The organism is Puia sp., assembly GCF_035546395.1.
Lineage (GTDB): Bacteria > Bacteroidota > Bacteroidia > Chitinophagales > Chitinophagaceae > Puia.
Window position 1 is genome coordinate 661,727 of sequence record NZ_DASZXR010000015.1, and the last position, 24,856, is coordinate 686,582.

Consider the following 24,856-nt stretch of genomic DNA (forward strand, 5'->3'; position numbering starts at 1 on the left):
GGGTATAGTATAGGGAAAGAAGGTTTTTTATACGCTACACGGAGTTCTCCTTATGATATCGCCGCCGGTAATCCAGCGGTGATAACCCCGTCATCTTCCGAAACACATCCCGGAAGGCCTTGGAATCCTGGTAACCCACTTCATACATCACCTCATTGACGGTCTTCCGGCTGTTCTCAAACGCTTTTTTCGACGCCTCGATCCGTATTCGCTGGAGATATTCCAGCGGCGTATTCCCCGTAGCAAGGACAAAACGCCGGTCAAAATTGCGGCGGCTGACCGCATATTTCGAAGCCAGCTCTTTTATCGAATAATGCTCCGAAGGGTTTTTTTCCATCAGCTGCTGCACCTGATAGACGATCTCGTCGGAATGATCCTTTTGCCGGCTGAAAATGATGAAGGGGGATTGACTGTCCCGGGACATATCGATCTGGAACACCTTCGAGCAATAGATGGCAGTGTCGCGGTCATAATATTTTTCGATCAGATAAAGGACCAGGTTCAGAAAGGAATAGGCGCCGCCGTTCGTATAGATGCCCTTTTCGTCGGTGATCAACGTACCCTCCAGCGGCCGCACATAGGGAAAATGGGTCCTGAGCTGCTCGGCGGCGCTCCAATGCGTAGAGCAGCTCTTGCCGTCGAGCAGCCCCGAGGCGGCCAGCAGGAATGCCCCGGTACAGATACTGGCGATCTCGGCTCCCTTCTCATATTGCTCCCGGATCCAGCCGGCCAATGGCTGGTATTTCCTGGCCACCTCCTGGTATTGATGATTCAGCGAAGGAATGATCACCAGGTCGCAACGCTTCACCGCCTTTATCGAAAGATGCGGCTTGACCGAGAAGAGCCCATCGTAAAGGTCGACCCGCCTCGAGGTGCCGGCAAGCCGGATGTCAAAGACGGGATCGCGCCCGAGCCGCTTCCAATAGTCATTTGCCCGGGTGAAGATCTTGAACGAACCGACAACGCTGCTCAGGTTGTGGTGGCCGTTGGGGACGAGAATGATCAGCTGTTTCATAGGATAAATGTAAGAAAAAGGCCTGTCCAAATCGCCCCGGCAACGAGTCAATATGGACAGAGAATGGCTGCTTGCAAACTGTTAAAGAAACGTTAAAACAAACCTATAACCTTTTTCGTACGTTATTTATTATATCTTTAACCCATGAACAAGAAGAAGACGTCCGTCGACTCGAACGATCCCGGCGAACCCACACGGGCGCAGCTGGAGATCCTGCAGGTGCTGTGGAAATATGGACCGTCGACGGTCCGTTTTGTCAACGACCAGCTGAACCGGCAAAAAGAATCCCTGAGCTACACCTCCACCCTGAAACTGATGCAGATCATGCATGAGAAAGGGATGGTCCAACGCGACGAGAGCAGCATGACGCATATATATAGCGCGGTGCTGGAAGAGCAGAAGACCCGGGGAGTAGTGCTGAAGAAGTTTGTCGACACGATGTACGCAGGTAGTGTAAAAAGCCTGATGCTCGAGCTGCTCGGAAACGAAAAGACGACCCATAAGGATTGGGACACCATCAAAGATTTACTGGCCAAACTGGACGATGAGAAATGAATATGATCCCGGACATGCTGCTGCGCGCCCTCTGCTGGACCCTGTTGCACTCCCTGTGGCAGGGCTTGATCCTCGCCGTGGTGGCCGGGACGATACTCGTACTGACAAAGAAGGCCAGCGCCGCCCTCAGGTACAATTTGCTGTGCTGCGGAATGATCCTATTCCTGCTGGCCAGCAGCGCTACGTTCTATCTCCAGCTACGGGCTGCGGGCGCCGCCACCGGGATCCCGGTCCTGCACGCAACAGGCCCGGCTGCGGGTCTTGACCTCGCCCACCCGGTGAACCCCGCTATTGGTGAAGGGCAGTCTTCCACGCATGTGATGCGCAATGCCATCGAATCCCTGGTAGAATATTTCAATGCCCATGCCGCGCTGGTCGTGCTGGTCTGGTTCATTATATTCCTTGCCCGCTTCGTGCGGCTGCTGTCCGGCCTGGTCTATGCGCAACGCATCCGCTATTATCAGACAAGAACGGCCCCCTTGCAATGGCAGGAGCGGCTGGATCAGCTGATCGATAAACTACGCATCAGCCGGCCTGTGATCCTGCTGGAATCCGCGTTGATCAAGGTCCCCGTTGTAGTAGGGGTGCTAAAGCCGGCCGTAATGGTCCCCATCGGGATGCTGACCAACCTTCCGGCCGACCAGGTCGAATCCATCCTCCTGCACGAATTGGCGCATATCCGCCGGCGGGATTATTTGTTCAATCTCGTCCAGCATATCGTCGATACCCTTTTCTTCTTCAATCCCGCGCTGATCTGGATCTCCTCGCTGATCCGCACCGAGCGGGAGAATTGCTGTGACGATGTCGCCATCCGGGAAACCCGGAGCCGGCGGCAGCTGATAGAGGCCCTGGTGTCCTTCCATGAGTACCGGCAGCGGGATGGCGAATTCGCCGTAGCCTTTGCCGGGAATAAGGACAACCAGGTGGTGAAGCGCGTAAAACGGATCGTACATAAGACCAATCATTCCCTCAACGCCGGGGAACGGGCCGTCCTGATGGGAGCGCTCCTGGTGCTTTGCGCCGCCTTCGTGACGATCAACCATAGCCGGGAACCGGAGACCGTGAAGCCCGCCACCGTCGCTCGCCAAAAGGCGATAACGCGGCCGGCGCCGGCCGCGGACACGACCATCAAAGGCGTGAAAAAACCGGCCAAACATCAACCTAAACCCGTTCAGGCCGCTGTTACGAATGACGAACCAACACCCGGTGAGTCCGTCGATAAATCCACCGATACATCCGTCGACACAACCGGAGCGACCTACCTCGGCTACCGCAATCTTTCCCTGGACAAGCTGATCGAAATGAAGGAACATGGCGTCACCGCCGACTTTATTCTCAGCTTCCGGAAAATGGGCTATACCGCTATCAGCCCCGACCAGGCCATCGAATTGCGCGACCATGGTGTGACCGTGGAATACATCCAAAGCCTTGTCAACATGGGCTACCAGCCGCTCGCACTCGATCGGGCCGTCGAATTACGCGATCATGGCGTGACTACGGAATACATCGCCCAACTCAATGATATTGGTTTTTCGCATATCTCCCTGGAGAAAGCGCAAATGCTGAGGGATCATGGAGTCACCGCGGACTATATCGCCGCATGCAGAAAAAGATTTGGAAAACTTTTCGAGCTGAACGATTATATCAAGTTGAGGGATGCCGGTATCAATCCCACGGAATAGACTAGTCTAAAGAAGCCCGCTACACACAGAGAAATCCTTTCGCATCATCGCGCGATGGCCCGATTGCCATCGGCAAACAGTATTGTCTATTATTTAAAAATGACTATTATGAAAAGATCATTCGCGTCCATCTTTTCCCTGATGGCGATTGCCCTGCTTTCGGTCACAAGCGCGGGCGCACAACACAGATCATCCGACGACGATGATTCCTGGTTTGACAACTATCACGACAACCCCGGCCTTTGGGGGGCTTATGTGTACGAAGACAAAGCCCACATCCAATTCGGCGGATTCCACTGGAGCAGCAGCGGCACCTTCCTCCTGAGTGAGTTGGGGACCCTGCCAACCGGCAAGGAAGGTTCCTTTATCGTAAAACGCGATCCCGGCACGGTCACCTTCAGCGGGGTCTTCATCGGCAACAAGGGACACGGCACTTACATCTTCCAGGAGAACGCCGATTTCAAAGCCTTCCTGCAACAGCAGGGCTTCAAGGAAGTAAACGAAGAGCTGATGATCCACCTGTTCTTCACCAACATCAACAAGGAATACTTCGGCTATATGAAGGAAAATGGCTACACCGGCGTGACAATGGACCAACTGAAGGACCTCGCCTTCCAGAATGTCAACCGCAACGTGCTGGGCGGCTATCTCGATCTCTTCAAAAAAGAGGACTATGGAAAGGTCTCCATCGACCGCATCATCGAATTGCGCGAGCACGGAGTGACGCCAAAATTTATCAACGGTTTCCACGAAATGGGCTATAAAGGCTTTTCACTCGAAAAGGCGCTTGAGCTCCGCGACCACGGCGTCACCCCCGAATATGTGGCGGATATGAAAAAGGCCGGCGGCAAGGAGATCACCCTGGATGAAGCGCTCGAGATGCGCGACCATGGCGTCACGGTGGAGTACATCCGCGGCCTGAAAGAGATGGGCTACGGGGATGTCACCATCGACCGGGCCACCGAGCTGAAAGATCATGGCGTCAGCCTCGACTTCCTGCGGGAATTACAGCGCACCGGCCATAAAGATGTGACACTGGATGGAGCACAGGAACTAAAGGATCACGGTGTCGGCCCCTCCTTCATCGCCCAGCTGAAAGAACTCGGCTATCCCGATGTCTCCCTGAAACGCGCCGTCGAGCTGCGGGACCATGGCGTCAACACCGACTTCATCCGCGAATTCCAGCGCCTCGGCTACAAAGACATTTCGCTGGACCGCCTGGTCGAACTCCGCGATCACGGCGTCAACGCCTCCTTCGTCAGCGAATTCAAGACGCTCGGATTTACAGATCTCTCCCTCGGCAAGGCCGTGATGCTGCGCGACCATGGCGTCAGCGCCGGCTATATAAAAGGTCTGCAGGAAAAAGGGTTGAAGAACCTGTCGATCGACGAATACGTGCGGCTGAAGGATTCGGGGATGTAAGAAAAATTATCCAAACGGTTCATGGCAGACGCAGTATATTGCTTTAAATAAACTACGTCTGCCATGAATTTCTTCAGGATGCTGTTCAAAAGGAAAAAACCTGAGCTTTTACGTGAGAACAATTGGTCACAGGAAGAATGGGAACAGCATTATGAACTGAAGTCTGCGGGTCTGGAACGGGTGTTGGGGGCCTCGCATCCCATGGTCGGTCACGCGATCATTCCCTTTGAGGTAGGAGGGGCGGTAGATATGTATTACTATCCCAACGGCATCCCGGGAACCGGATTCGCCACAATGGAGCTGCTGCAACCCGATGGATCCGGACCCATTCCCAACCGGATGGGTACCTACGAGCTGGTCGGGTTTACAAAACTGGATTATATCCAGTCGGAGACAGAGACTCCTTTTAGTCGCATCGAACGGCGGATGTGTGGCATATTCACCAGTATCGGTTTCTATTCAATGCAAGCCAAACTGGAACCCGGAGAGACCTGCGAGATCCCCCGGGACAACCAACCCAATACCTGCCTCGTTTTCGACGAATACGCCCCCGACGGAAAAGAGTTTTACATCGGCGACCAAAAACACGGGCTACTGCTGGTCACCGAACTCTTTCCGGAAGAAATGCAATATGCCCGCAACCACGGAAGTCAATTCTTGCTTGAAAAGTTGAAAGCTGCGGGACATTATCCCTACTCCGACATGGACAGGGAACCCGTAGTCTGATAGATCTTCTCCAGCCGTCCGATTTTATTATAACAGATCACCAACGGCGCCAGACCGATAACTCCAAACGAACAATCGATCAGCCGCCAGCAGATCGGTATCCCCCGCACAGCCCCGGCAATGAACGCCAGGGGAATCACCCCCGCACAAGCCCACATGCCGATGCCCAGGACCCACTTATTCTGCACCGGATCCCGAAACACCCCGATAAAGAACAGCGCGATGACCAGATGCCCGAAAGCCAGCCAGTCGTAGCCATAGGCCAAGAACGGATAACGGGTGTTGCTGTCCTGCAAGGCCTGGTATACCAGCTGCGCCCAAATGCGAAGGGAACCGCGGGGATCGGGTGGCCAGTGATCGAGCAGCCATCCCAGCTCGGTCTCGACCGCAAAGGCGGTCAATCCACTCAATGCCAGCGCAACGATAAAGGAGAGCACCCAACGCCGGATAACTCTCTCCTGTTGAATAGGGGTAGTGTAATTCATGGCAAAAAGCACTTTGAATTACAAAGTAACAACAAAAATTCAAGATTTCAAAGCGGCACTGATCCGCCGGGTGATCTCCCCGATACTCCCGATACCATCGATATCGACCACGGTGATCCTGGTCTTCATATACGCTATCGCCGGAAGAGTTTGGTTCTCAAAGATGCGCACCCGTTTTAGATGGGTCTCCGGATCCCGGTCGTCCTCACGGGTGGACGATTCAGCCCGCTTCATCGCCCTGCTGAGCAGCTCCTCCCGCGGAACCTCGATATTGATGACAAGCGATATCTCAAGGTGCTTTGCCGCAACAAGCTCCAGCAGATGGTCCACCTGCGGCTTCGTCCGTGGATAACCGTCGAGCAGGATGCCGTCGCGCTGTTTGTTCTCGTCAAGGATCTGGCCGAAAAGCGTTTTCATAACGGAGTCCGGGACAAGATCGCCCTTTTCCTCATATCGGGACATGATCTGCCCGATCTCGGTTCGCCGCTCCTTCTCCTGCCGGCAACGGTCACCCGTAGAAACATGGGTATAATGTAATTCCTTGCTGATGATCTCACATTGAGTGCCTTTACCGGAATAGGGTGGTCCCGTAACGATTACGATTTTCATGGACCGCAAATATACGAATCGCCGCATCCGGACAACCACTGTCCGAAAATGAACGATAGGCTTCGTATATCAAATAGTAAATGACTCAATATCAGTATTTTACTGCTCTGGCATTTCTTTTGGCCCACACTCTCCATGAAATACTATTTCACCCTCGCACTGCGCAATCTTCGAAAGAACAGGGCGCACTCCGTCATCAACATCGCGGGACTCTCGGTCGGTATGGCCGTCGCCATCCTCATCGGACTCTGGATTGTCGATGAGATCAGCTTCGACCACTATCATCCTAACTATGACCGCATCGCCGCAGTCATGCAAAGGACCACGATCAACGGCCATGTCCACGCAGGCGGCGTCATCCCGCTGCCGCTCGAGTCGGAAATGCGGAAAAACTTCGGAGCGGATTTCAAGCACATCGTCATGACGGCCTGGACGGAGAATCATGTCCTCTCCGTGGGTGAAAAAAAACTAAGCTTTACCGGGAATTTTGTCGGCTCGGAAGCCCCGGACATGCTGTCGCTGCATATGCTGAAAGGTACGCGTGGCGCACTCGCAGGACCCGGCTCGATGCTGATCTCGGCCTCGGTCGCAAAGGCGCTGTTTGGCGAGGCCGATCCGATGGACAAGACAATTGCACTGGACAACAAAGCCGGCTTCAAAGTGGCCGGAGTATATGAGGATCTTCCCGACAACACGACCTTCCACGATATGGCCTTTATGGCGCCCTGGGATTTTTTCACCGCCAGCGCCAACTGGATCGGCCGCAGCCCCACCGACTGGAGCGATAATTCGCTTTTCATGTATGTAGAGGCGAATGACCGGGCAGACATCGATCGGCTTTCGGCGCGCATCCGCAACCTGATCCTCGATCATGCGGGCCCGGGTCAGGCCAAACTGAATCCACAATTATTCCTTCAGCCGATGAGCCGGTGGCATTTGTATTCTGAGTTCAAAAACGGGATCAATACCGGCGGCGCGATCCAATACGTATGGCTTTTCGGGATCATCGGCGGCTTCGTTCTCCTGCTCGCCTGTATCAACTTCATGAACCTCTCCACCGCCCGAAGCGAAAAGCGCGCAAAGGAGGTTGGCATCCGCAAGGCCATCGGTAGCCTGCGCGCCCAGCTGATCATCCAGTTTTTTGCCGAATCCCTAGGCATGGCGCTGGTGGCCTTTGCAGTATCTCTGCTGCTGGTTTGGCTTAGCCTTCCTTTCTTCAATGACATCGCTGCCAAAAAGATACAACTGCCGGTGAACAATCTGTACTTTTGGGGACTTACCCTGGCGTTTGTGGTCGTCACCGGCATCATCGCGGGAAGCTATCCGGCTCTTTATCTTTCTTCGTTCCAACCCATGAAAGTGCTAAAAGGCGGTTTCAAGGCCGGCCGTTCGGCCGCAATTCCCCGGCAGGTATTGGTGGTATTGCAGTTTACCGTCTCGGTCGTGCTGATCATCGGGACGGTCGTCGTCTTCCGCCAGATCAAATGGGCGCGGGACCGGCCCATCGGTTACAGCCGCGACGGGCTGCTATACATCGAAACGTCTACCACCGACCTGCACGATCATTTTGCCGCCTTCCGCAATGACCTGCTACGAAGCGGTTTGTTTACCGGGATCTCCGAATCCACCAGCCCGACCACGGCGATATGGAACAACACCGGCAAGGTGAGCTGGCAAGGCAAGGACCCCTCCATGTCCCCCGATTTCGGATTCATCGGGGTAACCACCGGCTTCGGCCGAACCGTGGGCTGGCAATTTACCGCGGGACGGGATTTCGGCAGTCAATTTCACACGGATTCGGCGGGCATCGTTTTGAATGAGGCCGCCGTAAAATATATGGGCCTGAAAGATCCCATCGGTCAGCGGATCAAGGTCGGGAAATCCGATCTCACCGTCGTAGGCGTGGTCAGGGATATGGTCATGAGCTCGCCCTACGAACCGGCGAAACAAACAATCTTCAAACTAGGCCCCGGCCCCTTCGACTATGTCGACCTCCGGATCGATCCCAGGGCCAATGCCCATGACGCCGTTCGGGCCCTGGAAGCAGTCTGCAAGACCTATTCGCCTGCAGTTCCCTTCGCGTGTAAATTTGCCAACGACGAATACGCCCGGAAATTTGCCAACGAAGAAAGGGTTGGCCGCCTCGCCGGCATCTTTGCAAGCCTCGCGATCTTTATCAGCTGTCTCGGTCTGTTTGGAATGGCCTCCTTTATGGCGGGTCAGCGGGAACGCGAGATAGGGGTTCGAAAGGTGCTGGGTGCATCCGTTGCCAATCTTTGGGTCCTGCTCAGCAAGGACTTCCTCCTGCTGGTCACCATCTCCCTGTTCATTGCCCTTCCGCTGGGCCGCTATTTCATGAGTAACTGGCTGATGCACTATCACTATCGCTCCACTATGCCATGGTGGATCTTCGCGGCCGCCGCGGTTGGAGCATTAATGATCACCTTATTGACGGTAAGCTGGCAGGGAATCCGCGCCGCACGGAAAAACCCGGTCGAAGCATTACGGACCGATTAAAAGAAAGGCCACCCCGAAAGGTGGCCTGGTTCATTCATACGGCATTTATTTATTTCCGAAAGTCATTGATACCATAGTAGTAGACTTCATCACTACCGGGATAAATACCCTCGATCTGGAAATTGCTGCTTTGTTTACCAAGAGCGTCTTTGAGCTCGGCCACACTGTGAACCGGGATACCGCCAACCTTTGTGATGACGAATCCGGACCGCATATTGGTCTGATTGCTGATGACGCCATCGTGGATATTGTTCACGACGACACCACCGCTGACACCCATCTTGCTCGCGTCCTCCTTGCTCAGATCGGAGAAATCAGCACCCAGGGACTCTACCGCAGCACTCTTCGTGCTGGCAAAGCTGCCCATTTTACCGGTTAAGGTCGCTTCGGTGTCATGCTGCGAACCGCCGCGAACATAAGTGATCTTCACCTTATCGCCGGGTTTCTGGCGGGCGATGAGCTCGGCCAGCCGGGCGTCGGTGTTGACCGGTTGATCGTCGATCTTGACGATAACGTCACCCTTCTTGAGGCCGGCCTGATCGGCAGCTCCCTGAGGACTTACTTCGAGGATATGGATACCATCTACGTCATCATTGATCCCCAATTCTTTCTTCTTCGCGTCATCTAGCCCTTCCGGTGCCATGCTGATCCCAAGATAGCCACGCTGTACGGAGCCGTATTTCATGAGGTCACCGATGACCTTCTTCATGAGGTTGGAAGGAATGCTGTACGCATAACCTGCAAAAGAACCGGTGGGAGAAGCGATGGCCGAGTTGATAGCGATCAGCTCGCCATTGGTATTCACCAGGGCGCCGCCGCTGCTGCCGGGGTTAACGGCCGCGTCCGTTTGAATAAAGGATTCTACCGGTGCGCTGGCCTGGGTATTGATCCCGATGTTCCGGGATTTGGCGCTGACGATCCCCTGGGTCACCGTGACGTCGAGGTTCAGCGGATAGCCGATGGCCAGAACCCACTGCCCGAGCTTCACGTCATCGGAGTTGCCGATGTTCATGACGGGAAGATTCTTACCGTCGATCTTGATCAGGGCCAGATCGGTATTCGGGTCGGTTCCGATCACCTTGGCAGTGTAATTCCTGCGATTGTTCAGCGTCACCGTGATATTGGTCGCGCCATTGACAACGTGATTATTGGTGACGATATACCCATCGCTGCTGATGATGACGCCCGAGCCGGAAGCCCTCTGGTCCGGTTGCGGAACCGCACGGCCGCCGCCTTCACCAAAAAACCTGCGGAAGAAATCGTCGCCCATTCCGCCAAATGGATCCTGCTCATCACCCCGGCCGGGCCGGCCGGCTACTTCTTTGAATTTCATCGTCGTCTTGATATGGACGACGGAGGGTACGGCCGCCGATGCCGCCTTTTCAAAGTCTACCGGCTGAACACCCGGAGCAGAGGTATATGCGGTCTTGACAACAGGCGCTTTCGGCTCGTCCAGGATACTGTTGGATACGGCCGGCTTCCCATTGGCAAATAACACAAAACCTCCGATCAATGCGGCTGCGCCGAGAAGGATTGCCTTGCTTTTCGTTTTCATGATGTCTTGCTTTTAGATGTGTTTAATGATATACTAACGCCTTCGTAGATGAATCGTTTTGTCTTTGATGTTAAACATATTCTAAAGCAAAAGCGGCACGTATCACACGCGCCGCCCGTTAAAACATTGCAAATTGAGAATGCCTTAATCCGGCTTCGGCCGAACCCTGAAAACCCTGATCTCCACCCGCATATTCTTATCCATCTCATCCCGTGTCGTCGGATGCGCATTGCGCGGATTGGCGTTTCCCTTCCCCTTGTAGATAACCCGGTCAGGGTCAAAACCCTGTTCGACCAGCTGGTCGTAGATGAATTTCGCCCTCTTTACCGACAGGATATAGAGTGGGTCTGTTGGCTTTAACAACGGCCCCGGGGAATTACAATACCCGTCGATCTCGAGAAAACGATCCTTTAACGTGAGAAGATAGTTGATATGTCTGGGCAGGATCATCTGCGCGGATTGCGTCAGGTTGGTAGTATTGGCATAGAAGCGGATATCGTCAAGCCGCAGGATGGTGTCGGGCTCGGATACGTCCCGTGGAGTATCCTGTTGGGCGACGACGGGCGGCGGCGGCGGCGGAGTTGGTGGCCGGCGCCAGAAGACAACGGTTACCCGGCGGCTTTCACTGTCATCACCCGGCAAGGGCTCCGTTTCACCCCGGCCTTCGAGGTGTACAGGCGTGCCCATATCCGTCGGCAACACATGTTGCAACAACTCCCCCACCGCCATGGCGCGGCGCTGGGAAAGCCGCTGATTGTATTCCGGAGGGCCGACAGTATCGGTATACCCCGTGATGGCGATGGAGTCGATGGCAAAGTCGCCAAGAAAGCGCCGCAGGGCGGAACTGTCCACCGGCCTGATCTCGCTATGGTCAAAAGCAAAATGAAAAATAAAGGTATCGGTCCTCGCCGGCTGGGCGCTGCCCATCACCCCGGCGAAAATTCCAATGGCAAGCACTATGCATCGGGTCGTTGTATGCATACCTACAAGATAGTAAAAAGGGACGGGAACTCAATTGAATCCGACAATAAGATCGACAGCGACGGCATTGCCGTCGAGAGGCGTTCCGCCGGGGTTGGAATACTGGATAAAATTATACCGTCCGATAACACCGATATAGTGCTTTGGACCGAGGTAGACATTGATCTTCCCGCCCAGGTTGAGGTTCAGGGAATTGATACTTGTAGGCGGCGGGGGACCCGTCGGGGTGGCGTCGCTATAGTGGTCGTTGACATCGAACCCGTCAAAACCGACGCCGCAAACAACACCCGCTTCGAGACGCTTCGCGTGAAGGAGGTACCGGGTATAGTCGATGCCGATATACCCACCAAAGAAATTATCGACGCTGTAGACGGAGTCCTGCCGTAGTACGTTATAAGGCTGCGCCGTATGGACAAACCGGAACGCCATGACGAAATCCCATTCGGAATTCCAGTACTTCTTCCCTATCCCCACAGCCGTAATACTGGGGTGATCGCCGAACAGCGCGAGCCGGCCCTTCGGGATCCAGATACCCGCTCCGCCATACAGATTCAATACACCGGCCTTCCGCCGGTTGACCGCACTGGCGTCCAGCATCGAGTTGATCTGCCAATAACCTGTCTTATCCGCGCGGGCGGCCTCCCGCGGATGTTCGAAATCCCCGGCGAACGTCCGGCAGAGAAAGGATTCGGCATTGCCAAGCCGCCTTGTCTCGATCAGGTCCTCCGCCCAGTGAGCAAGCGTGGCAAACTCTTGCTGATAAGCCGGCCGCGGATCGTAGTCCGGCGTGGCGAACATCCCAAAGTATCCGCCCTCACTCTGGCTGACCTCCGCCGCCCGGACATAGGCATCCAAACCATAATACAAAAAGGCGTCCTGCGCAGAGTCCGGCGCGAACCGGTGCTGCTGGATTTCCCAAAGGATACGCAGTGCATAAAGGTCCGGCTGAAATCCAGGACTGGTTTTAATCCTCTGCTGAATATAAAAGGCAATGGAATCGAATTCCCGCCGGTCGTAAAGGCGGGGCAACGCCCCGGCACAGTCGATAAACACTTGTTGGGATCGGTAGATCGACCCATGAAAGACAGCGCCTTTTGGGCTTTGGGCGGCGGCAAGGCTGACGGCAACCAGTGCAGCCAGGGTCAGGGGTGCTCTCATGTTTAAGGCTTGCCCTTTAAAGATAAGCCCGATTGAACAGGTTGCCTGTTAAATGATCGCTAAAGAGACGCCAACGGTTCGTTAATTCCCGGAGCGGCCAGTTCACTACCCGCTCCGGGTACTCGATTAGCGATAGTAGTAATGATGGTGATAAGGACGTTCATAGACTACACAGGAAGTAAGGCTGGTTGCGATGACCAGGCCCAACAGGAATAGTTTTAATGTCGTTTTCATGATTGTAAATTTTAAGTTTCACAAGTAAGAGGGTGGAGGGAAGAATAGGTTTAACCCATATGAATTCGCTTAACCGGGAAATAACCTAAAGAATTCTTAAATTCACCTGACCAAACAACCGTGCATGAGACCCCTTTACCTGATCCTTTTTTGTAGTCTTTATCTGCCGGGCCTTTCCCAGGATACGACCGCAAAAAATGCCATTCCCGTTGTCGAGACGACGATCTCCACTATTCACCGGGCTCTCCAGAACAGGACCTGCACCTGTGAGGGACTCGTCAACGAATATTTACGCCGCATCGCCGCCTATGACAAACCCACCGGTCTCAATGCCATCGTTCTCACCAATCCCGATGCGCTGAACATCGCCCGCGGTCTCGATGCAGAGTACGCCCGTACGCATCAATTGCGGCCCCTCCATTGCATCCCGCTGATCGTAAAGGATAACTACAACACCATGGGATTGCAAACGGCAGCCGGTTCGTTGACATTAAAAGGGTACACTCCGGCCGCCGATGCAACACTGGTGCGCCGCCTCAAAGACGCAGGGGCCATCGTGCTGGCGAAATCGAATATGGCGGAATGGGCGTTTAGCCCGATGGTCACCATCAGCAGCCTTGCCGGCGAAACCCACAATCCCTACAATCTCGACTATGTCCCGGCCGGCTCCAGCGGCGGCACAGCGGCAGCCGTCGCGGCCAATCTCGGTGAGGCGGGTCTGGGTACGGACACGGGCAATTCCATCCGCGGCCCTTCCTCGCACAATTCCCTCGTCGGCTTTCGCTGCACCATCGGCCTGTTGAGCCGCGACGGCATCGTGCCGCTCTACCTCCGGAACGATATGGGCGGACCGATGGCCCGCACGGTCGAGGATGCGACGCGGCTGCTCGAAGTAATGGTGGGGTATGATCCAGCCGATCCGATCACCCGCTACAGCAGCGGCCGGATCCCCGTAAACTATACCCAGTACCTCGACAAGCGGGGACTGCGCGGGGTCCGCATCGGCGTCTTCCGCACCCTGAGCGAACGCGATCCCGATCCGCAGGTAAAAGCCCTCTTCGAAAAGGCCATTATCGATCTGCGTCATGCCGGCGCCATCATCGTCGACAATGTCACCGTTGGGAATTTCGATTCCCTCGCCGCCAACCAATGGTGTGAAGTCTTCCGGCAGGACATCGACAACTACCTCGCCAACCAGGACCCGGCGCCCCCCGTAAAGAATTTGCGCGAGATCGTCGCCTCGGGAAAATATTCGGACTACATCAAAGAAGATATCCATGAGGAATTGGACAAAGGCGTGCGAACCGATGCGGTTACCCATGCCTGCGGCGACGCCTATACCGATCCGCGGCGTATCGCCTTCCGCGACTCGGTGGTGGCTGCGATGAACAGATACAAAGTGGCCGCACTGATCTATCCCACCTGGAACAACCCGCCGGCAAAGATCGGCGACTTCAAAGGCTATAAAGGGGACAATAGCCAGATCATCGCCCCCCATACAGGCCAGCCCGCCTTCACGATCCCCATGGGCTTCACCTACGATCATCTGCCCGCCGGGCTACAGTTCCTCGGCCGGCCCTTCGACGAACCCACGCTGATCCGCATCACGTACGGGTACCAACAGGCGACCCAGCACCGGCGCCCGCCGGAACGGTTCCCGGAACTGGCCAGGTAAGTTAGAAAGTCTTACCGTAGCCGTCCCAATGCATGACGTACTTGTTTTGAATCAGCACCGGATCAGTGGCGAGATTAAAATAATCGGAAAACCCTAATCCAGGCACGTTCAAATAACCAAACGCACTGAGGGACAGTGTACCAAAACTCTGCCCTTGCAGCAATTTGCTATTCTGCGCGGTTATCAATGCTAACGGATTCACTATGGCGGAATCCGGAGAGGCATAAAGTTGCCAGTGTAAATTTCCACTCGTTAGGGTAAGATTGTAGTAACTGGGTTTGATGCCGATAAAGGTCGCGGAAAAATTATCCTTCTGAGCGGAGTGTATGGAATACACGCCGGAAGCGGGATAATCCGCGGTTGTATTGACGGCAGGGCCATAATTGTAGAGGGCGTATGATTCCTTGGTCGCCGGTGAGCTAAAATTGGCAGACACAGCGTACTTTTCCATCTTTGTCCTGGTCGGGAACATTACCTGCGGAAGGTCTCGAAAGTCCCAACCCTTTGGAATATAGGCAATATACAATCCCTTTGATGGAAAAAGGAGAAAGCTCGTGTTTCCGGCCACCTGTCCATAGTTAATGTCTACCGAATCATAGGTCAGGCTATAACTAAACCCAAGGCTTCCCGGCACAAAGTCGTAAAACTGGAGGCGGTCGGTGGTCGGAACATGTTTTTACAAGATTTCGGCAGCGACCTTCGTCGTCGGCTTCACGACCACAATCGGAAGGGTTCCGGCAACAGCCGTCTTCCAACCGGTTGGATTTACGCCCTTGTAAGTGACCATCGAAATAGCCGGGGGCTGGTATTGAGCGTCGTGGAGACGTCGACGAGGCTTGCATTCGTGTGTAAGGTTGCGTTGATCGTGGTGCCGTTCGGAGCCACAGTATCTAACAGCACTTTGCCCCCCGTCTCGCTGACGATCAGTTCACAGTTATCAAGTGCATTTGGTAAAGTCAGCGATATCTTCATCGTACCGGTCGTACCCGGCCCACCTGCCGTCCCGGTCGTATCCTCAGGCGGCGTCGCCGGCCTCGCATTATTCTTATGACAAGAAAACAACACCACGCACGGCATTCGCATAGGAAAAGGGCAAACAATGTCATAAAGGGTTCATTGGGTTTCATACAAGATAAGCAAACTTGCCTTAACTTGTTACTACGAAAACATATATCAACACTACTGCATATGATGAAAAACCTGCTCCTCATCGCGGCACTCACCGCCTCTACCTTGCCCTCCCCGGCCCAACGCACCGGCGAAGCCGGCAAGAATGAAGCAAAACCCGCCACCAGCATCGCCGCAGCCACGCAGAACATGAAGAAGTACGAAGGCTTCTACAATTTCTATTACGACGACAAGACCGGGAAGATCCTTGTCGAGCTGGATCGCTTTGACCAGGAGTTCCTCTATTTCTGTTCCCTGCCCGAAGGGATCGGCAACGGCGGCGCCGAACGGGGACAGGCATCCGCAGTCATCGCAAAGTTTATCCGCGTAGGCCCGAAGATTTTCCTCCTCCAGCCCAATTATGGTCAGCGGGCCACTAACGGCAACGTGGATATGAAAAAAGATGTCGTAGATGGCTTCTCCCAGTCGATCCTCTTCGGATTCTCGCCGGTCGCCGTCGAAGGCGACAAAGTGCTGATCGATGCAACGCCGCTGATAGTCCGCGACGCCCTGCATATCGGGGAGAACATCGGCTCCGGCCGCGGCAACCCGGGAAGCGCTTTCTCGGCGCAGGCGAATGGCCCCGGCAGGGCAGGGGTGGCCGCGGGCGGTGGCTACCGCCTCGATGACACCCGGAGCGCGGTATTTATAGAGAACACGAAGAACTTTCCAAAGAACTCCGAATTCGAAGCGCTGATCACCTTCACGGGAGGCGGCGGAGGCGGATTCCGGCGTGCCGGCGCAGTGGCGCCCGATCCGACTGCCGTAACCGTCCGGGTACACCAGGCCTTCGTGCAACTCCCCGACAGCGGATACAAACCTCGCAAATTCGATCCGCGCAGCGGCTTCTTCGAATTCACTTATTACGATTTCTCAGCGCCGATGGACGAGCCGCTCCTGAAACGGTTCATCAGCCGGCACCGCCTGATAAAGAAAGATCCCAATGCAGCGGTAAGCGAACCGGTCGAGCCGATCGTCTATTATATCGATCGGGGCGCGCCTCCCATCATCCTCAGAGCATTGATCGAAGGCGCCTCCTGGTGGAACCAGGCCTTTGAAGCGGCCGGCTTTAAGAACGCTTTCCAGGTGAAGGAATTGCCGGAAGGCGCCGACCCCATGGACATCCGGTATAACATGGTCAACTGGCTGACCCGCACGGGCAGCCCTCAACGGGCCTTCTCCTATGGCGCCGGCTATACCGATCCCCGCACCGGCGAGATCATTAAGGGCGTCGTGACCCTGGGCTCGGACCGCCACCGCCAGGATTACCTCATCGCCGAAGGACTACTCCAGCCCTACGAAGACGGCAAGCCGGTGTCAAAGAAAATGGAAGAGTTGGCGCTGGCGCGGATCCGTCAACTGTCCGCGCACGAGATCGGCCACACCCTGGGCCTGAGCCATAACTTCATCGCCAGCGTAAAGGATCGGGCTTCCGTTATGGACTATCCCTTCCCACGCTTCACGCTGAAACCCGATGGCAGCATCGACATCTCCGATGCCTATGCGAAGGGCATCGGCGGCTGGGATAAACGCGCGATCGTATACGGATATTCCGACTTTCCAAAAGGCGCCAACGAAGACGTCGCGCTCGACAAGATCATCAACGAGACCCTGAAAGAAGGGTATAAGTATATTCCGGATGTCGGCGGCATGACGCATCCCCTGTCCAATCAGTGGGATGACGGCGTGAACCCCATCGATCAGTTAGACAAGCTGATGGCGGTCAGACGTCACCTGCTGGATCGCTTCAGCGAGAAAGCCATTCCCCAGGGTGCGCCCATGGCAACGCTGGAAGAGGTGCTGGTGCCGGTCTACCTGCTGCATCGCTACCAGGTCGAGGCCGCGGCCAAATCCCTCGGCGGACTTTATTTCACCCATGCAGTGAAGAATGACGGCCAGGAGCCCACGAAAATGGTCGACCCGGCCGAGCAATGGCGGGCCTTCGACGCACTCATGAATACGGTCACCCCCGATGCGCTCGCCCTGCCGGACGATCTGATCTGGAAGATCCCGCCGCGTCCCTCGGGCTATCCCTCGACAGTCGAGAATTTTGAGTCTCATACAGGCCCCACCTTCGATCCTATCGCAGTCGCAGAGGCCGCAGCGAACAACACCCTTTCCTACTTACTCGATAACCAACGGGCGGCCCGGCTCATCGAATTCCAGGCCCGGGACCAACATCAACCGGGACTGATCCCCGTATTGAACAAGCTCCTCGAACGCACTTGGAAGACTCCCCTGCAACCCGGTATGAAAGGCGAACTACAGGTCCTCGTCGACAACCTCACGCTGAAGCATCTGCTGGCCCTGGCCGCCGACCCAAAGAACGCGGAGAACGTCCGGGGCGAAGCCTTGCTCGAAATAACCGATCTTGCCTCCTGGATGGGCTTGCAACAAGCCGGCGCCGGCCCGCGATGGAAGGCCGCGCTGTATTTTGGCCTGTCGCAGATCAACGAGTTCACGAAGAATCCTGATAAATTCATTCCGCAACCCGCATTGGAAATGCCGCCCGGCGCACCGATCGGGATGCCCGATGATGAATTCAACTTTTAATCTATGCGTTGGCTGACCCTGTTCACGCTACTTCTAATCGCCGGCTTCACGCGTGCCCAGTCGCACCTCCTTTTCGTCGGCACCTATACCAACACCGGCAACCTGGGCGACAACCCGAACCTGGACTCCACAGGCAGCAAAGGCATCTACGTCTATCGCTTCGACGCCACCACCGGCAAGGCAACCCGGCTAAGCCATACACGCGATGTCTGCAACCCTTCCTACCTGGCGATCGCCCCCGGCGGCAAGCGACTCTATTCTTGCACCGAATCGAGAATGAAGGAGAAAGGCAGCCTCAGCGTATTCGACATCGACGCCAAAACAGGACGTCTCAGCCTCATCGGCAAAGTATCGAGCCTCGGTGACAACCCGGCCTACGTTGCCGTCAATACAGCGGGCAACCAGGTGACGGTAGCCAACTATACCGGCGGCAGCTATACGCTATACCCGATCGGCCCGGACGGGATGCCGGGAAAACCGCAGACACATACCCAGCACTTCGGCAAGGGATTTAATCCCGCCCGGCAGGAGGCGCCGCACGTGCATTCTGCGGTATATGGTCCGGACAGCCGGTACCTTTACGTCCAGGACCTGGGGCTCGACCAGATCGCCGTAGTTTCGCCGTCGACAGGAGAAGAAGTCAGCCAGATAAAGACCCCGCCCGGCAGCGGACCAAGGCATCTCTCCTTCCACCCCAACGGAAAATTTGCCTACCTGATCGAAGAGATGGGCGGCTATGTGGACGTCTACCGCTATGAACCGTCGACCGGCGGGTTGGACTCCCTCCAACGTATTGCCGCGCACCCCGACACCACGAAAGGTCCCTTCCGCAGCAGCGATATCCACGTTTCACCCGACGGGCGCTTTCTCTATGCCGGCAACCGCGCAGAGACCACCATCGCCATCTTTTCCATCGAACCATCTACAGGTCTCCTTCGTCCCCTTGGCTACGTCCCGACAATGGGCGTCGAACCCCGGAATTTTACGCTGGACCCCAGCGGCAAATGGCTACTGGTGGCCAACCAGGAAAGCGACACGATCGTCATCTTTCACGTGGATACACAGACGGGTATGCCCCAGCCCAGCGGGCGGATCGTAAAGGTCCCAAAACCCACCTGCCTCAAAATGGAATAAGGGTTTTCAGGTAGCCAATAACCCCCGGGTTCTTAATTTTACGCACAAGGCTCGTTACTTCATTAACGATTCGTTATTTTGTTGTTAATTGTACGATAACTAATAATGGCCTTTTCCCGACTGATCGTGAATGCCGACGGTCTCGGCATCAGCAATACCGTCAACCGGGCCATTCTCGAGAGCATCGAGAGCGGACTGGTGACCAGCACCTCAATAATGGCGAACATGCCTGGATTCGAGGATGCGGTTAACCTGCTGCGCGAACATGGGGCCTCCAATTTGAGGGTCGGCGTACATCTCAACCTCACCGCTGGCTACCCGCTGTCCCGGGCGATATTGGATTGCCCCCGATTTTGCAACGACAACGGCGGATTCATCTACGACCGCAACCGCTGGTTCTTCCTGCTGAACCACTCCGAAAAACGCGCAGTGTATGAGGAAATGAAGGCGCAGATCGAAAGGGTCCTAGACGCCGGGATCGTCCCCACCCACCTGGATTCTCATCATCATCTCCACACCTGGTGGGGAGTCGCGCCCCTCGTGTGCCGCCTTGGCCGCGAATACGGCGTCGGGCGGATCAGGCTTACCCGAAACATCGGTCGCCCACCCACCCTTGCCAAACGCATCTACAAGACGTTGTTCAACAAATGGCGATTGGGCAACAGGCAGGATTTCCGCAACACCGACTATTTCGGCGGCATCGAAGACGTCAATATATTCTGCCGCCAACACCGGCTGAACGGAAAGACCATGGAGATCATGGTGCATCCCCGTTTCAACGAGGAAGGAGAACTGGTGGACCACGATCACCAAAATCTCTACGGCCGCCTGTGGACCATCCTGGAAAAACAGCCCGCCCTGAGTCTTTCTGCTAATTTTTAGTATCTTACGGTGAATCATTTGCCTGATCCTCAACCGGCCGCTTACCAATCATGAAGACATTCTTCGGCAATAGACTGGTCAACGCCATCGCTATCGCGATCGTCACGGTTTTAGTCATCGTAGTGCTTTCCGTCTGGCAGTACCAGCGGATAAGGGACTCGGGGGCGATCATCAGGCGTTCCAACGCTCTTCTCCTCCAGTCAAATCAGGTTCAGCGGACATCGGACCAATTCGAGGGCAGCGTTAAGAACTTCCTCCTGACGGGGGACAGCAGTTTCCTCGACACGGCCGATCGGATAGCCTCCCAGCTTCCCCCGGCCATCGACAGTCTTCGGTCATTGGTCGGCGAAGATTTGGTTCAACGTGACCATGTCGATTCCCTTCAATTTTATGTCAATGGCAGCCGGAATGTCCTCGAACGGGCAATGCGGCTCAGTAAAGGCGGCGAATTCGGCGGGGCTGCCGCCTTGATCAATGCGGAAGCGCGAACCGGCTATTCCCATCGCATCCAATCTACGCTGGACGAATTGGAGAGTGGGCGGCGTAGACTGCTCGAGACCCGTCGCAGTGCCAACCAACAAAAAGCAACCCAGTTACAGTGGGCCCTTTGGTGTCTCACCGGGGCAGTCGTCGTGCTTGGAGTTTTCGTCTTTAGGATGATCCAACGCGATCTGAGACACGAACGGAAAAAAAGGTTGTCGACCGAGGATAAGTATAAGATGCTGTTCGATAAGAGCCCGCTGCCAAAATGGATCTATGACGAAAATACGCTGCGGTTCCTGGAGGTGAACGACACAGCCGTTCAGGATTATGGCTATAGCCGGGAAGAATTTCTGTCCATGTCCATCACCGATATCCGGCCCCGGGAAGACCTCGGCCGGCTCCGGGAAGACGTGGAAAGCATCCGGCGGCAGCCGGGGGCCTTCCGAAGCGGTCAATGGCGCCATCGGAAGAAGAATGGAGACATCATCGATGTAGAGGTCACAGCCCATGCCATCGAATTCGAAGGCCACCAGGCCAGGATGGTCGCAGTCAATGATATCACCGAAGGCCGCCGGTACGAAGAGCAGCTGAAAAAATTGAACGCCGACCTGGCCAAACGGGCTTCCGAACTGGGGGCCTCCAATGCCGAGCTGGAACGCTTTGCCTACATCGCCTCTCATGACCTTCAGGAACCTCTCCGGATGGTCAGCAGCTTCCTCCAGTTGCTGCAAAAAAGATACAATGGCCAGCTGGACAGCAAGGCCGACCAATATATCCATTATGCGGTCGACGGGGCTGAACGCATGAAGGCCCTCATCATGGATCTGCTGGATTACTCCCGCGTAGGAACGGGAAAAGAGAATTTTGTCCCCGTCGATACGGCGGTGGTCATGAAGGAGGTGGGTGAGATCTTTCACGAGAAGATCATCGCCGCAAGGGCGCAGATAGCCATCGATGGGCTCCCCGTCGTCACCGGCGACAAGGTTCAGCTGACACAGCTGTTTCAGAATTTAGTCAGCAACGCGCTAAAGTATCATTCGGACCAGCCCCCGGTGATCCGCATCGGAGTCCGGGAAGAACCTAACCACTGGGTGTTCTCCGTGGCTGATAATGGCATCGGCATCGACTCCCAATTCTTCGACAAGATCTTCATTATCTTCCAGCGGCTGCATAACAAGACGGACTATGGCGGCACGGGCATCGGGCTTGCCATTTGCAAGAAAATAGTGGAACGTCACGGCGGACGCATCTGGGTGGAGTCGACGCCTCAAAAGGGAAGCACATTCTATTTTACCATACACAAAAAGGGGTAACCTTATCGATCACTTATGCAACAGATTCACATTTTAGTAGTAGACGACAACGAAGGCGATATCCTGCTGACAAGGGAGGCCCTGGATGATGCGCAGTTCATCAACAAGGTCTCCATTGCCAATGATGGAATGGAAGCACTTCGATTCCTAAAAAAGCAGGTTGGGGGAAGTGGAATGCCGGATTTGATCCTCCTGGACATCAATCTGCCGAAGATGGATGGAACCGAACTTTTAGGGATCATCAAGGCGGACCCCGATCTCCGGCGCATCCCCGTCATCATGTTGACGACCTCTTCCGCCGAGAAGGATATCCTGGCTTCCTATGACAATTATGCAAATTGTTACATCACGAAGCCGGTGGATCTCGATCGCTTCATGGACGTCGTTCGGACGATCGAAGACTTTTGGATCAGTATTGTCAAGCTTCCCAAACCCGCGCACTGAATGGACGGCGATATTCGACATATACATATCCTCGTGGTGGAGGATAATCCAGGCGATCTGTTCCTCTTCAAGGAATTCCTGAACGGCACCGACCTGCCGGTTGCGGAGGTTCGCCATGCGGCAAGTCTCGCAGAGGCAAGACAGCTGCTGGCCATCCATTCCGTCGATCTGCTGTTCCTCGACCTGTCTCTCCCCGATAGCTTCGGCCTGGAATCGTATACACTGCTGCAGCCTTTTACCCAACGGGTTGCCGTGATCCTGCTCACCGGGCTCAATGATACAAAGATCGCCATGCAGGCCCTGGTCATGGGGGCGCAGGATTACCTGGTAAAGGGCGATTTCGACGAGAAGCTGCTTTCCCGGGCTATCCGCTACAGCCTCGAGCGGCTGCGCAACCTGCAATACCTTCGCGAAAGCGAAGAACGGTACCGCGAGCTGTTCAATAACAACCCCATGCCGATGTGGGTCTTCGATGCAAAGAGCTTCCGGTTCCTCGAGGCCAATTCCTCGGCCGTTCAGCACTATGGCTATACGCATGAAGAGTTCCTGGGCAAGAGCCTCGCCGACATCCGGCTCGATGGCAACCGGGACGAGCTAAGGGTCGAAGTGGAGGCCGTCCGCGAAAAACGCGACGGGGTCAAGAAGGGTATCCGGCAACATGTGAAGAAGAATGGCGAGATCATCTTCGTCGACATCGCCTGGCATAGCATCAGCTATAAGAACCAGCCCGCCGTCCTGGTGCTGGCCAATGATGTCACCGAGCGGATCCAACTGGAGAACGAACTCAACGAACAACGCGTCACCCGCCAGCGGCAGATCACCGAGGCCGTGATCCTGGCCCAGGAGAAGGAACGGACCGAGATCGGCAAAGAGCTGCACGACAACGTCAACCAGATACTCGGCGCCAGCAATCTCTATATCAATACCGCGATGACCGACGATGAGATGCGGCAGGAGCTGCTGGAACGCAGCACCGAGCTGGTCAGCAAGGCTATCAACGAGATCCGCAAGATCTCCAAATCCCTGATCACCCCCGGACTGCGGGAGATCGGGTTGATCGAGTCCGTCGAAGACGTCATCGATGATATGAAGCTGGCCCGCGCCGACCTCGGCATCGAGCTGGATTTGCAGAATATCACCGAAGAGCAGATCGAGGACAAACGAAAGCTCACCGTCTTTCGGATCGTACAAGAGCAACTGAATAATATCGTAAAACATGCCCGGGCCACCCGGGTACTGATCCGGCTTTCGATGGAAGGCTCCGATCTCGTCGTAACGGTGGCCGATAACGGGGTCGGATTCGACGTCGGCCGCCATCGCAAGGGCGTCGGCATCACTAATATCATCAGCCGCGCGGAGCTGTTCAGCGGGACGGTAGAGATCCAGTCGCAGCCCGGGGAAGGGACGACGCTCACGGTGAGCCTACCTACCTGACCTTCCTCAACACCTTGATCAATCTTTTCGCAATGACCTCGCATCCTGCATTGGAAGGATGCAACCCATCATAGGTCATATCCACAGCGTCGGGCGGATAGGGATATTCATCCGTCCTGGGATCGAACGGTACCCCGATATACCCGGGATAGGGAAAATCCCGGTAAGCCCCCGAAGCCGGATCCTTTAACCGCTTGAAATGCACAAGATGGGAAACCGCCAGTTGTTTCACGTGATAAAGGTCGACAGTGGCAAACCCCTCGTGGCGGCCGATATCGAGAATAGCCTCCGCCACCTGTTCCAGCGTCTGGCCGGCTTTTTCCTTATAGGACCCATAGGCATTGTTGGTGTGGTTGTTTATGTAAACAAAATCGGCGCGGGGCATCGGCGTCATAAGAATGATCGGCGCCGTCTTATTAAGACTGCGGATCTTGTCGATCAACACCCGCATGCTCCCATAGATCGTACTATCGCCCGTGGCATTCTGATAGTCGGTCCACGCGCCGATGCGATGGCCATGCCACCAGTCGTTCGTGCCCAAAAACACCGTATACACATCACCCACCGGGATGCCTAACTTTTCAATCGACTTCGCAAAATTCTGCGTTGTCCAGCCATTCCGGCCCTGGTTGAGACAATGGACGTAGTCCAGTTTTTGAACAACATCCGTAAGATAACCTCTGGTTAGACGGTTGCCGGTCTCATCGGGATGATCGTTAAGATAGGTGATGCTATCCCCAATGGCCACCCAGGTAAGCGGCCGATGAGGCGCAATGAATGCGGCGAGGATCAGGAAAACCAGCATGCCTGCAAGGATTTTTTTCATAGTGGC

The 24,856-nt window shown here is 55.3% G+C and carries 21 protein-coding genes; 12 read left to right on the forward strand and 9 right to left on the reverse strand.

The window, feature by feature from the left end; translation table 11 throughout:
• Window positions 1-34: 34 nt before the first annotated feature.
• Entirely contained in the window at window positions 35-1,015 is a 981-nt protein-coding gene (locus VHE34_RS20835; RefSeq protein WP_325591379.1) for a GlxA family transcriptional regulator, read from the reverse strand.
• Between the two features lie 144 nt (window positions 1,016-1,159).
• Here VHE34_RS20835 and VHE34_RS20840 point away from each other — a divergent pair, with 144 nt between their 5' ends.
• The 4 genes from VHE34_RS20840 to VHE34_RS20855 all read left to right on the forward strand — a co-directional run bounded on the left by VHE34_RS20840 (window position 1,160) and on the right by VHE34_RS20855 (window position 5,400).
• Complete coding sequence (locus tag VHE34_RS20840; protein WP_325591383.1) at window positions 1,160-1,570, forward strand: BlaI/MecI/CopY family transcriptional regulator; 411 nt, start codon at window positions 1,160-1,162, stop codon at window positions 1,568-1,570.
• Window positions 1,567-3,252 (forward strand): M56 family metallopeptidase, encoded by a 1,686-nt coding sequence (locus VHE34_RS20845; protein WP_325591385.1) that lies wholly within the window; start codon window positions 1,567-1,569, stop codon window positions 3,250-3,252. The genes VHE34_RS20840 and VHE34_RS20845 overlap by 4 nt, the downstream gene beginning before the upstream one ends.
• Before the next feature lie 108 nt (window positions 3,253-3,360).
• Window positions 3,361-4,674, forward strand: coding sequence for a hypothetical protein (locus VHE34_RS20850; protein WP_325591387.1), 1,314 nt, complete (start codon window positions 3,361-3,363; stop codon window positions 4,672-4,674).
• Window positions 4,675-4,737: 63 nt separating this feature from the next.
• Window positions 4,738-5,400: a suppressor of fused domain protein gene (locus VHE34_RS20855; RefSeq protein WP_325591389.1), complete on the forward strand. Its 663-nt coding sequence runs from the start codon at window positions 4,738-4,740 to the stop codon at window positions 5,398-5,400.
• Here the strand turns inward: VHE34_RS20855 and VHE34_RS20860 are convergent.
• Both VHE34_RS20860 and VHE34_RS20865 read right to left on the reverse strand, forming a co-directional pair.
• Window positions 5,367-5,885, reverse strand: coding sequence for a hypothetical protein (locus tag VHE34_RS20860; RefSeq protein WP_325591392.1), 519 nt, complete (start codon window positions 5,883-5,885; stop codon window positions 5,367-5,369). The two genes, VHE34_RS20855 and VHE34_RS20860, sit on opposite strands and share 34 nt — an antisense overlap.
• A gap of 39 nt (window positions 5,886-5,924) precedes the next feature.
• The gene (locus VHE34_RS20865) at window positions 5,925-6,494 is read right to left on the reverse strand and encodes an adenylate kinase family protein (RefSeq protein ID WP_325591394.1); all 570 of its coding nucleotides are present in this window, start codon (window positions 6,492-6,494) and stop codon (window positions 5,925-5,927) included.
• A gap of 135 nt (window positions 6,495-6,629) precedes the next feature.
• Here VHE34_RS20865 and VHE34_RS20870 point away from each other — a divergent pair, with 135 nt between their 5' ends.
• Window positions 6,630-9,011, forward strand: coding sequence for an ABC transporter permease (locus VHE34_RS20870; protein ID WP_325591396.1), 2,382 nt, complete (start codon window positions 6,630-6,632; stop codon window positions 9,009-9,011).
• A gap of 49 nt (window positions 9,012-9,060) precedes the next feature.
• On the opposite strand, the gene VHE34_RS20875 is transcribed toward VHE34_RS20870, so the two are convergent.
• The 3 genes from VHE34_RS20875 to VHE34_RS20885 all read right to left on the reverse strand — a co-directional run bounded on the left by VHE34_RS20875 (window position 9,061) and on the right by VHE34_RS20885 (window position 12,705).
• Window positions 9,061-10,566, reverse strand: coding sequence for a trypsin-like peptidase domain-containing protein (locus tag VHE34_RS20875; protein ID WP_325591398.1), 1,506 nt, complete (start codon window positions 10,564-10,566; stop codon window positions 9,061-9,063).
• Between the two features lie 144 nt (window positions 10,567-10,710).
• Window positions 10,711-11,547 carry an OmpA family protein gene (locus VHE34_RS20880; protein WP_325591400.1) on the reverse strand — a complete coding sequence of 279 codons (837 nt, stop codon included), beginning with the start codon at window positions 11,545-11,547 and terminating at the stop codon, window positions 10,711-10,713.
• A 30-nt stretch (window positions 11,548-11,577) separates the two neighbouring features.
• On the reverse strand, window positions 11,578-12,705 hold the full coding sequence (locus tag VHE34_RS20885) for a hypothetical protein (protein WP_325591402.1): 1,128 nt from the start codon (window positions 12,703-12,705) through the stop codon (window positions 11,578-11,580).
• A 358-nt stretch (window positions 12,706-13,063) separates the two neighbouring features.
• Here VHE34_RS20885 and VHE34_RS20890 point away from each other — a divergent pair, with 358 nt between their 5' ends.
• Window positions 13,064-14,614 (forward strand): amidase, encoded by a 1,551-nt coding sequence (locus tag VHE34_RS20890; protein WP_325591405.1) that lies wholly within the window; start codon window positions 13,064-13,066, stop codon window positions 14,612-14,614.
• Window position 14,615: 1 nt separating this feature from the next.
• Here VHE34_RS20890 and VHE34_RS20895 read toward each other — a convergent pair whose 3' ends face one another.
• Together VHE34_RS20895 and VHE34_RS20900 are read right to left on the reverse strand one after the other, a co-directional pair.
• Complete coding sequence (locus VHE34_RS20895) at window positions 14,616-15,065, reverse strand: hypothetical protein (RefSeq protein WP_325591408.1); 450 nt, start codon at window positions 15,063-15,065, stop codon at window positions 14,616-14,618.
• Between the two features lie 314 nt (window positions 15,066-15,379).
• Window positions 15,380-15,697, reverse strand: a complete 318-nt coding sequence (locus tag VHE34_RS20900; protein WP_325591410.1) for a hypothetical protein — start codon at window positions 15,695-15,697, stop codon at window positions 15,380-15,382.
• Between the two features lie 105 nt (window positions 15,698-15,802).
• Between VHE34_RS20900 and VHE34_RS20905 the strand changes: the two genes are divergently transcribed.
• The 6 genes from VHE34_RS20905 to VHE34_RS20930 all read left to right on the forward strand — a co-directional run bounded on the left by VHE34_RS20905 (window position 15,803) and on the right by VHE34_RS20930 (window position 24,024).
• Window positions 15,803-18,334, forward strand: coding sequence for a zinc-dependent metalloprotease (locus tag VHE34_RS20905; RefSeq protein WP_325591413.1), 2,532 nt, complete (start codon window positions 15,803-15,805; stop codon window positions 18,332-18,334).
• Window positions 18,335-18,337: 3 nt separating this feature from the next.
• Window positions 18,338-19,468, forward strand: coding sequence for a lactonase family protein (locus VHE34_RS20910; protein WP_325591415.1), 1,131 nt, complete (start codon window positions 18,338-18,340; stop codon window positions 19,466-19,468).
• Between the two features lie 105 nt (window positions 19,469-19,573).
• Window positions 19,574-20,350: a carbohydrate deacetylase gene (locus VHE34_RS20915; RefSeq protein ID WP_325591417.1), complete on the forward strand. Its 777-nt coding sequence runs from the start codon at window positions 19,574-19,576 to the stop codon at window positions 20,348-20,350.
• 50 nt (window positions 20,351-20,400) lie between these two features.
• Entirely contained in the window at window positions 20,401-22,146 is a 1,746-nt protein-coding gene (locus VHE34_RS20920; RefSeq protein WP_325591421.1) for a sensor histidine kinase, read from the forward strand.
• A 15-nt stretch (window positions 22,147-22,161) separates the two neighbouring features.
• Complete coding sequence (locus VHE34_RS20925) at window positions 22,162-22,590, forward strand: response regulator (protein WP_325591424.1); 429 nt, start codon at window positions 22,162-22,164, stop codon at window positions 22,588-22,590.
• Window positions 22,591-24,024 (forward strand): PAS domain S-box protein, encoded by a 1,434-nt coding sequence (locus tag VHE34_RS20930; RefSeq protein WP_325591426.1) that lies wholly within the window; start codon window positions 22,591-22,593, stop codon window positions 24,022-24,024.
• On the opposite strand, the gene VHE34_RS20935 is transcribed toward VHE34_RS20930, so the two are convergent.
• Complete coding sequence (locus tag VHE34_RS20935; RefSeq protein ID WP_325591429.1) at window positions 24,017-24,850, reverse strand: SGNH/GDSL hydrolase family protein; 834 nt, start codon at window positions 24,848-24,850, stop codon at window positions 24,017-24,019. The genes VHE34_RS20930 and VHE34_RS20935 overlap by 8 nt on opposite strands.
• Window positions 24,851-24,856 lie beyond the last annotated feature (6 nt).

Excerpts from the sequence above, each read along its gene's own strand:
- VHE34_RS20835 (WP_325591379.1), bottom strand. The coding sequence starts at position 1,015 with ATGAAACAGCTGATCATTCTCGTCCCCAACGGCCACCACAACCTGAGC.
- VHE34_RS20840 (WP_325591383.1), top strand. The coding sequence starts at position 1,160 with ATGAACAAGAAGAAGACGTCCGTCGACTCGAACGATCCCGGCGAACCC.
- VHE34_RS20845 (WP_325591385.1), top strand. The coding sequence starts at position 1,567 with ATGAATATGATCCCGGACATGCTGCTGCGCGCCCTCTGCTGGACCCTG.
- VHE34_RS20850 (WP_325591387.1), top strand. The coding sequence starts at position 3,361 with ATGAAAAGATCATTCGCGTCCATCTTTTCCCTGATGGCGATTGCCCTG.
- VHE34_RS20855 (WP_325591389.1), top strand. The coding sequence starts at position 4,738 with ATGAATTTCTTCAGGATGCTGTTCAAAAGGAAAAAACCTGAGCTTTTA.
- VHE34_RS20860 (WP_325591392.1), bottom strand. The coding sequence starts at position 5,885 with ATGAATTACACTACCCCTATTCAACAGGAGAGAGTTATCCGGCGTTGG.
- VHE34_RS20865 (WP_325591394.1), bottom strand. The coding sequence starts at position 6,494 with ATGAAAATCGTAATCGTTACGGGACCACCCTATTCCGGTAAAGGCACT.
- VHE34_RS20870 (WP_325591396.1), top strand. The coding sequence starts at position 6,630 with ATGAAATACTATTTCACCCTCGCACTGCGCAATCTTCGAAAGAACAGG.
- VHE34_RS20875 (WP_325591398.1), bottom strand. The coding sequence starts at position 10,566 with ATGAAAACGAAAAGCAAGGCAATCCTTCTCGGCGCAGCCGCATTGATC.
- VHE34_RS20880 (WP_325591400.1), bottom strand. The coding sequence starts at position 11,547 with ATGCATACAACGACCCGATGCATAGTGCTTGCCATTGGAATTTTCGCC.
- VHE34_RS20885 (WP_325591402.1), bottom strand. The coding sequence starts at position 12,705 with ATGAGAGCACCCCTGACCCTGGCTGCACTGGTTGCCGTCAGCCTTGCC.
- VHE34_RS20890 (WP_325591405.1), top strand. The coding sequence starts at position 13,064 with ATGAGACCCCTTTACCTGATCCTTTTTTGTAGTCTTTATCTGCCGGGC.
- VHE34_RS20895 (WP_325591408.1), bottom strand. The coding sequence starts at position 15,065 with ATGGAAAAGTACGCTGTGTCTGCCAATTTTAGCTCACCGGCGACCAAG.
- VHE34_RS20900 (WP_325591410.1), bottom strand. The coding sequence starts at position 15,697 with ATGCGAATGCCGTGCGTGGTGTTGTTTTCTTGTCATAAGAATAATGCG.
- VHE34_RS20905 (WP_325591413.1), top strand. The coding sequence starts at position 15,803 with ATGATGAAAAACCTGCTCCTCATCGCGGCACTCACCGCCTCTACCTTG.
- VHE34_RS20910 (WP_325591415.1), top strand. The coding sequence starts at position 18,338 with ATGCGTTGGCTGACCCTGTTCACGCTACTTCTAATCGCCGGCTTCACG.
- VHE34_RS20915 (WP_325591417.1), top strand. The coding sequence starts at position 19,574 with ATGGCCTTTTCCCGACTGATCGTGAATGCCGACGGTCTCGGCATCAGC.
- VHE34_RS20920 (WP_325591421.1), top strand. The coding sequence starts at position 20,401 with ATGAAGACATTCTTCGGCAATAGACTGGTCAACGCCATCGCTATCGCG.
- VHE34_RS20925 (WP_325591424.1), top strand. The coding sequence starts at position 22,162 with ATGCAACAGATTCACATTTTAGTAGTAGACGACAACGAAGGCGATATC.
- VHE34_RS20930 (WP_325591426.1), top strand. The coding sequence starts at position 22,591 with ATGGACGGCGATATTCGACATATACATATCCTCGTGGTGGAGGATAAT.
- VHE34_RS20935 (WP_325591429.1), bottom strand. The coding sequence starts at position 24,850 with ATGAAAAAAATCCTTGCAGGCATGCTGGTTTTCCTGATCCTCGCCGCA.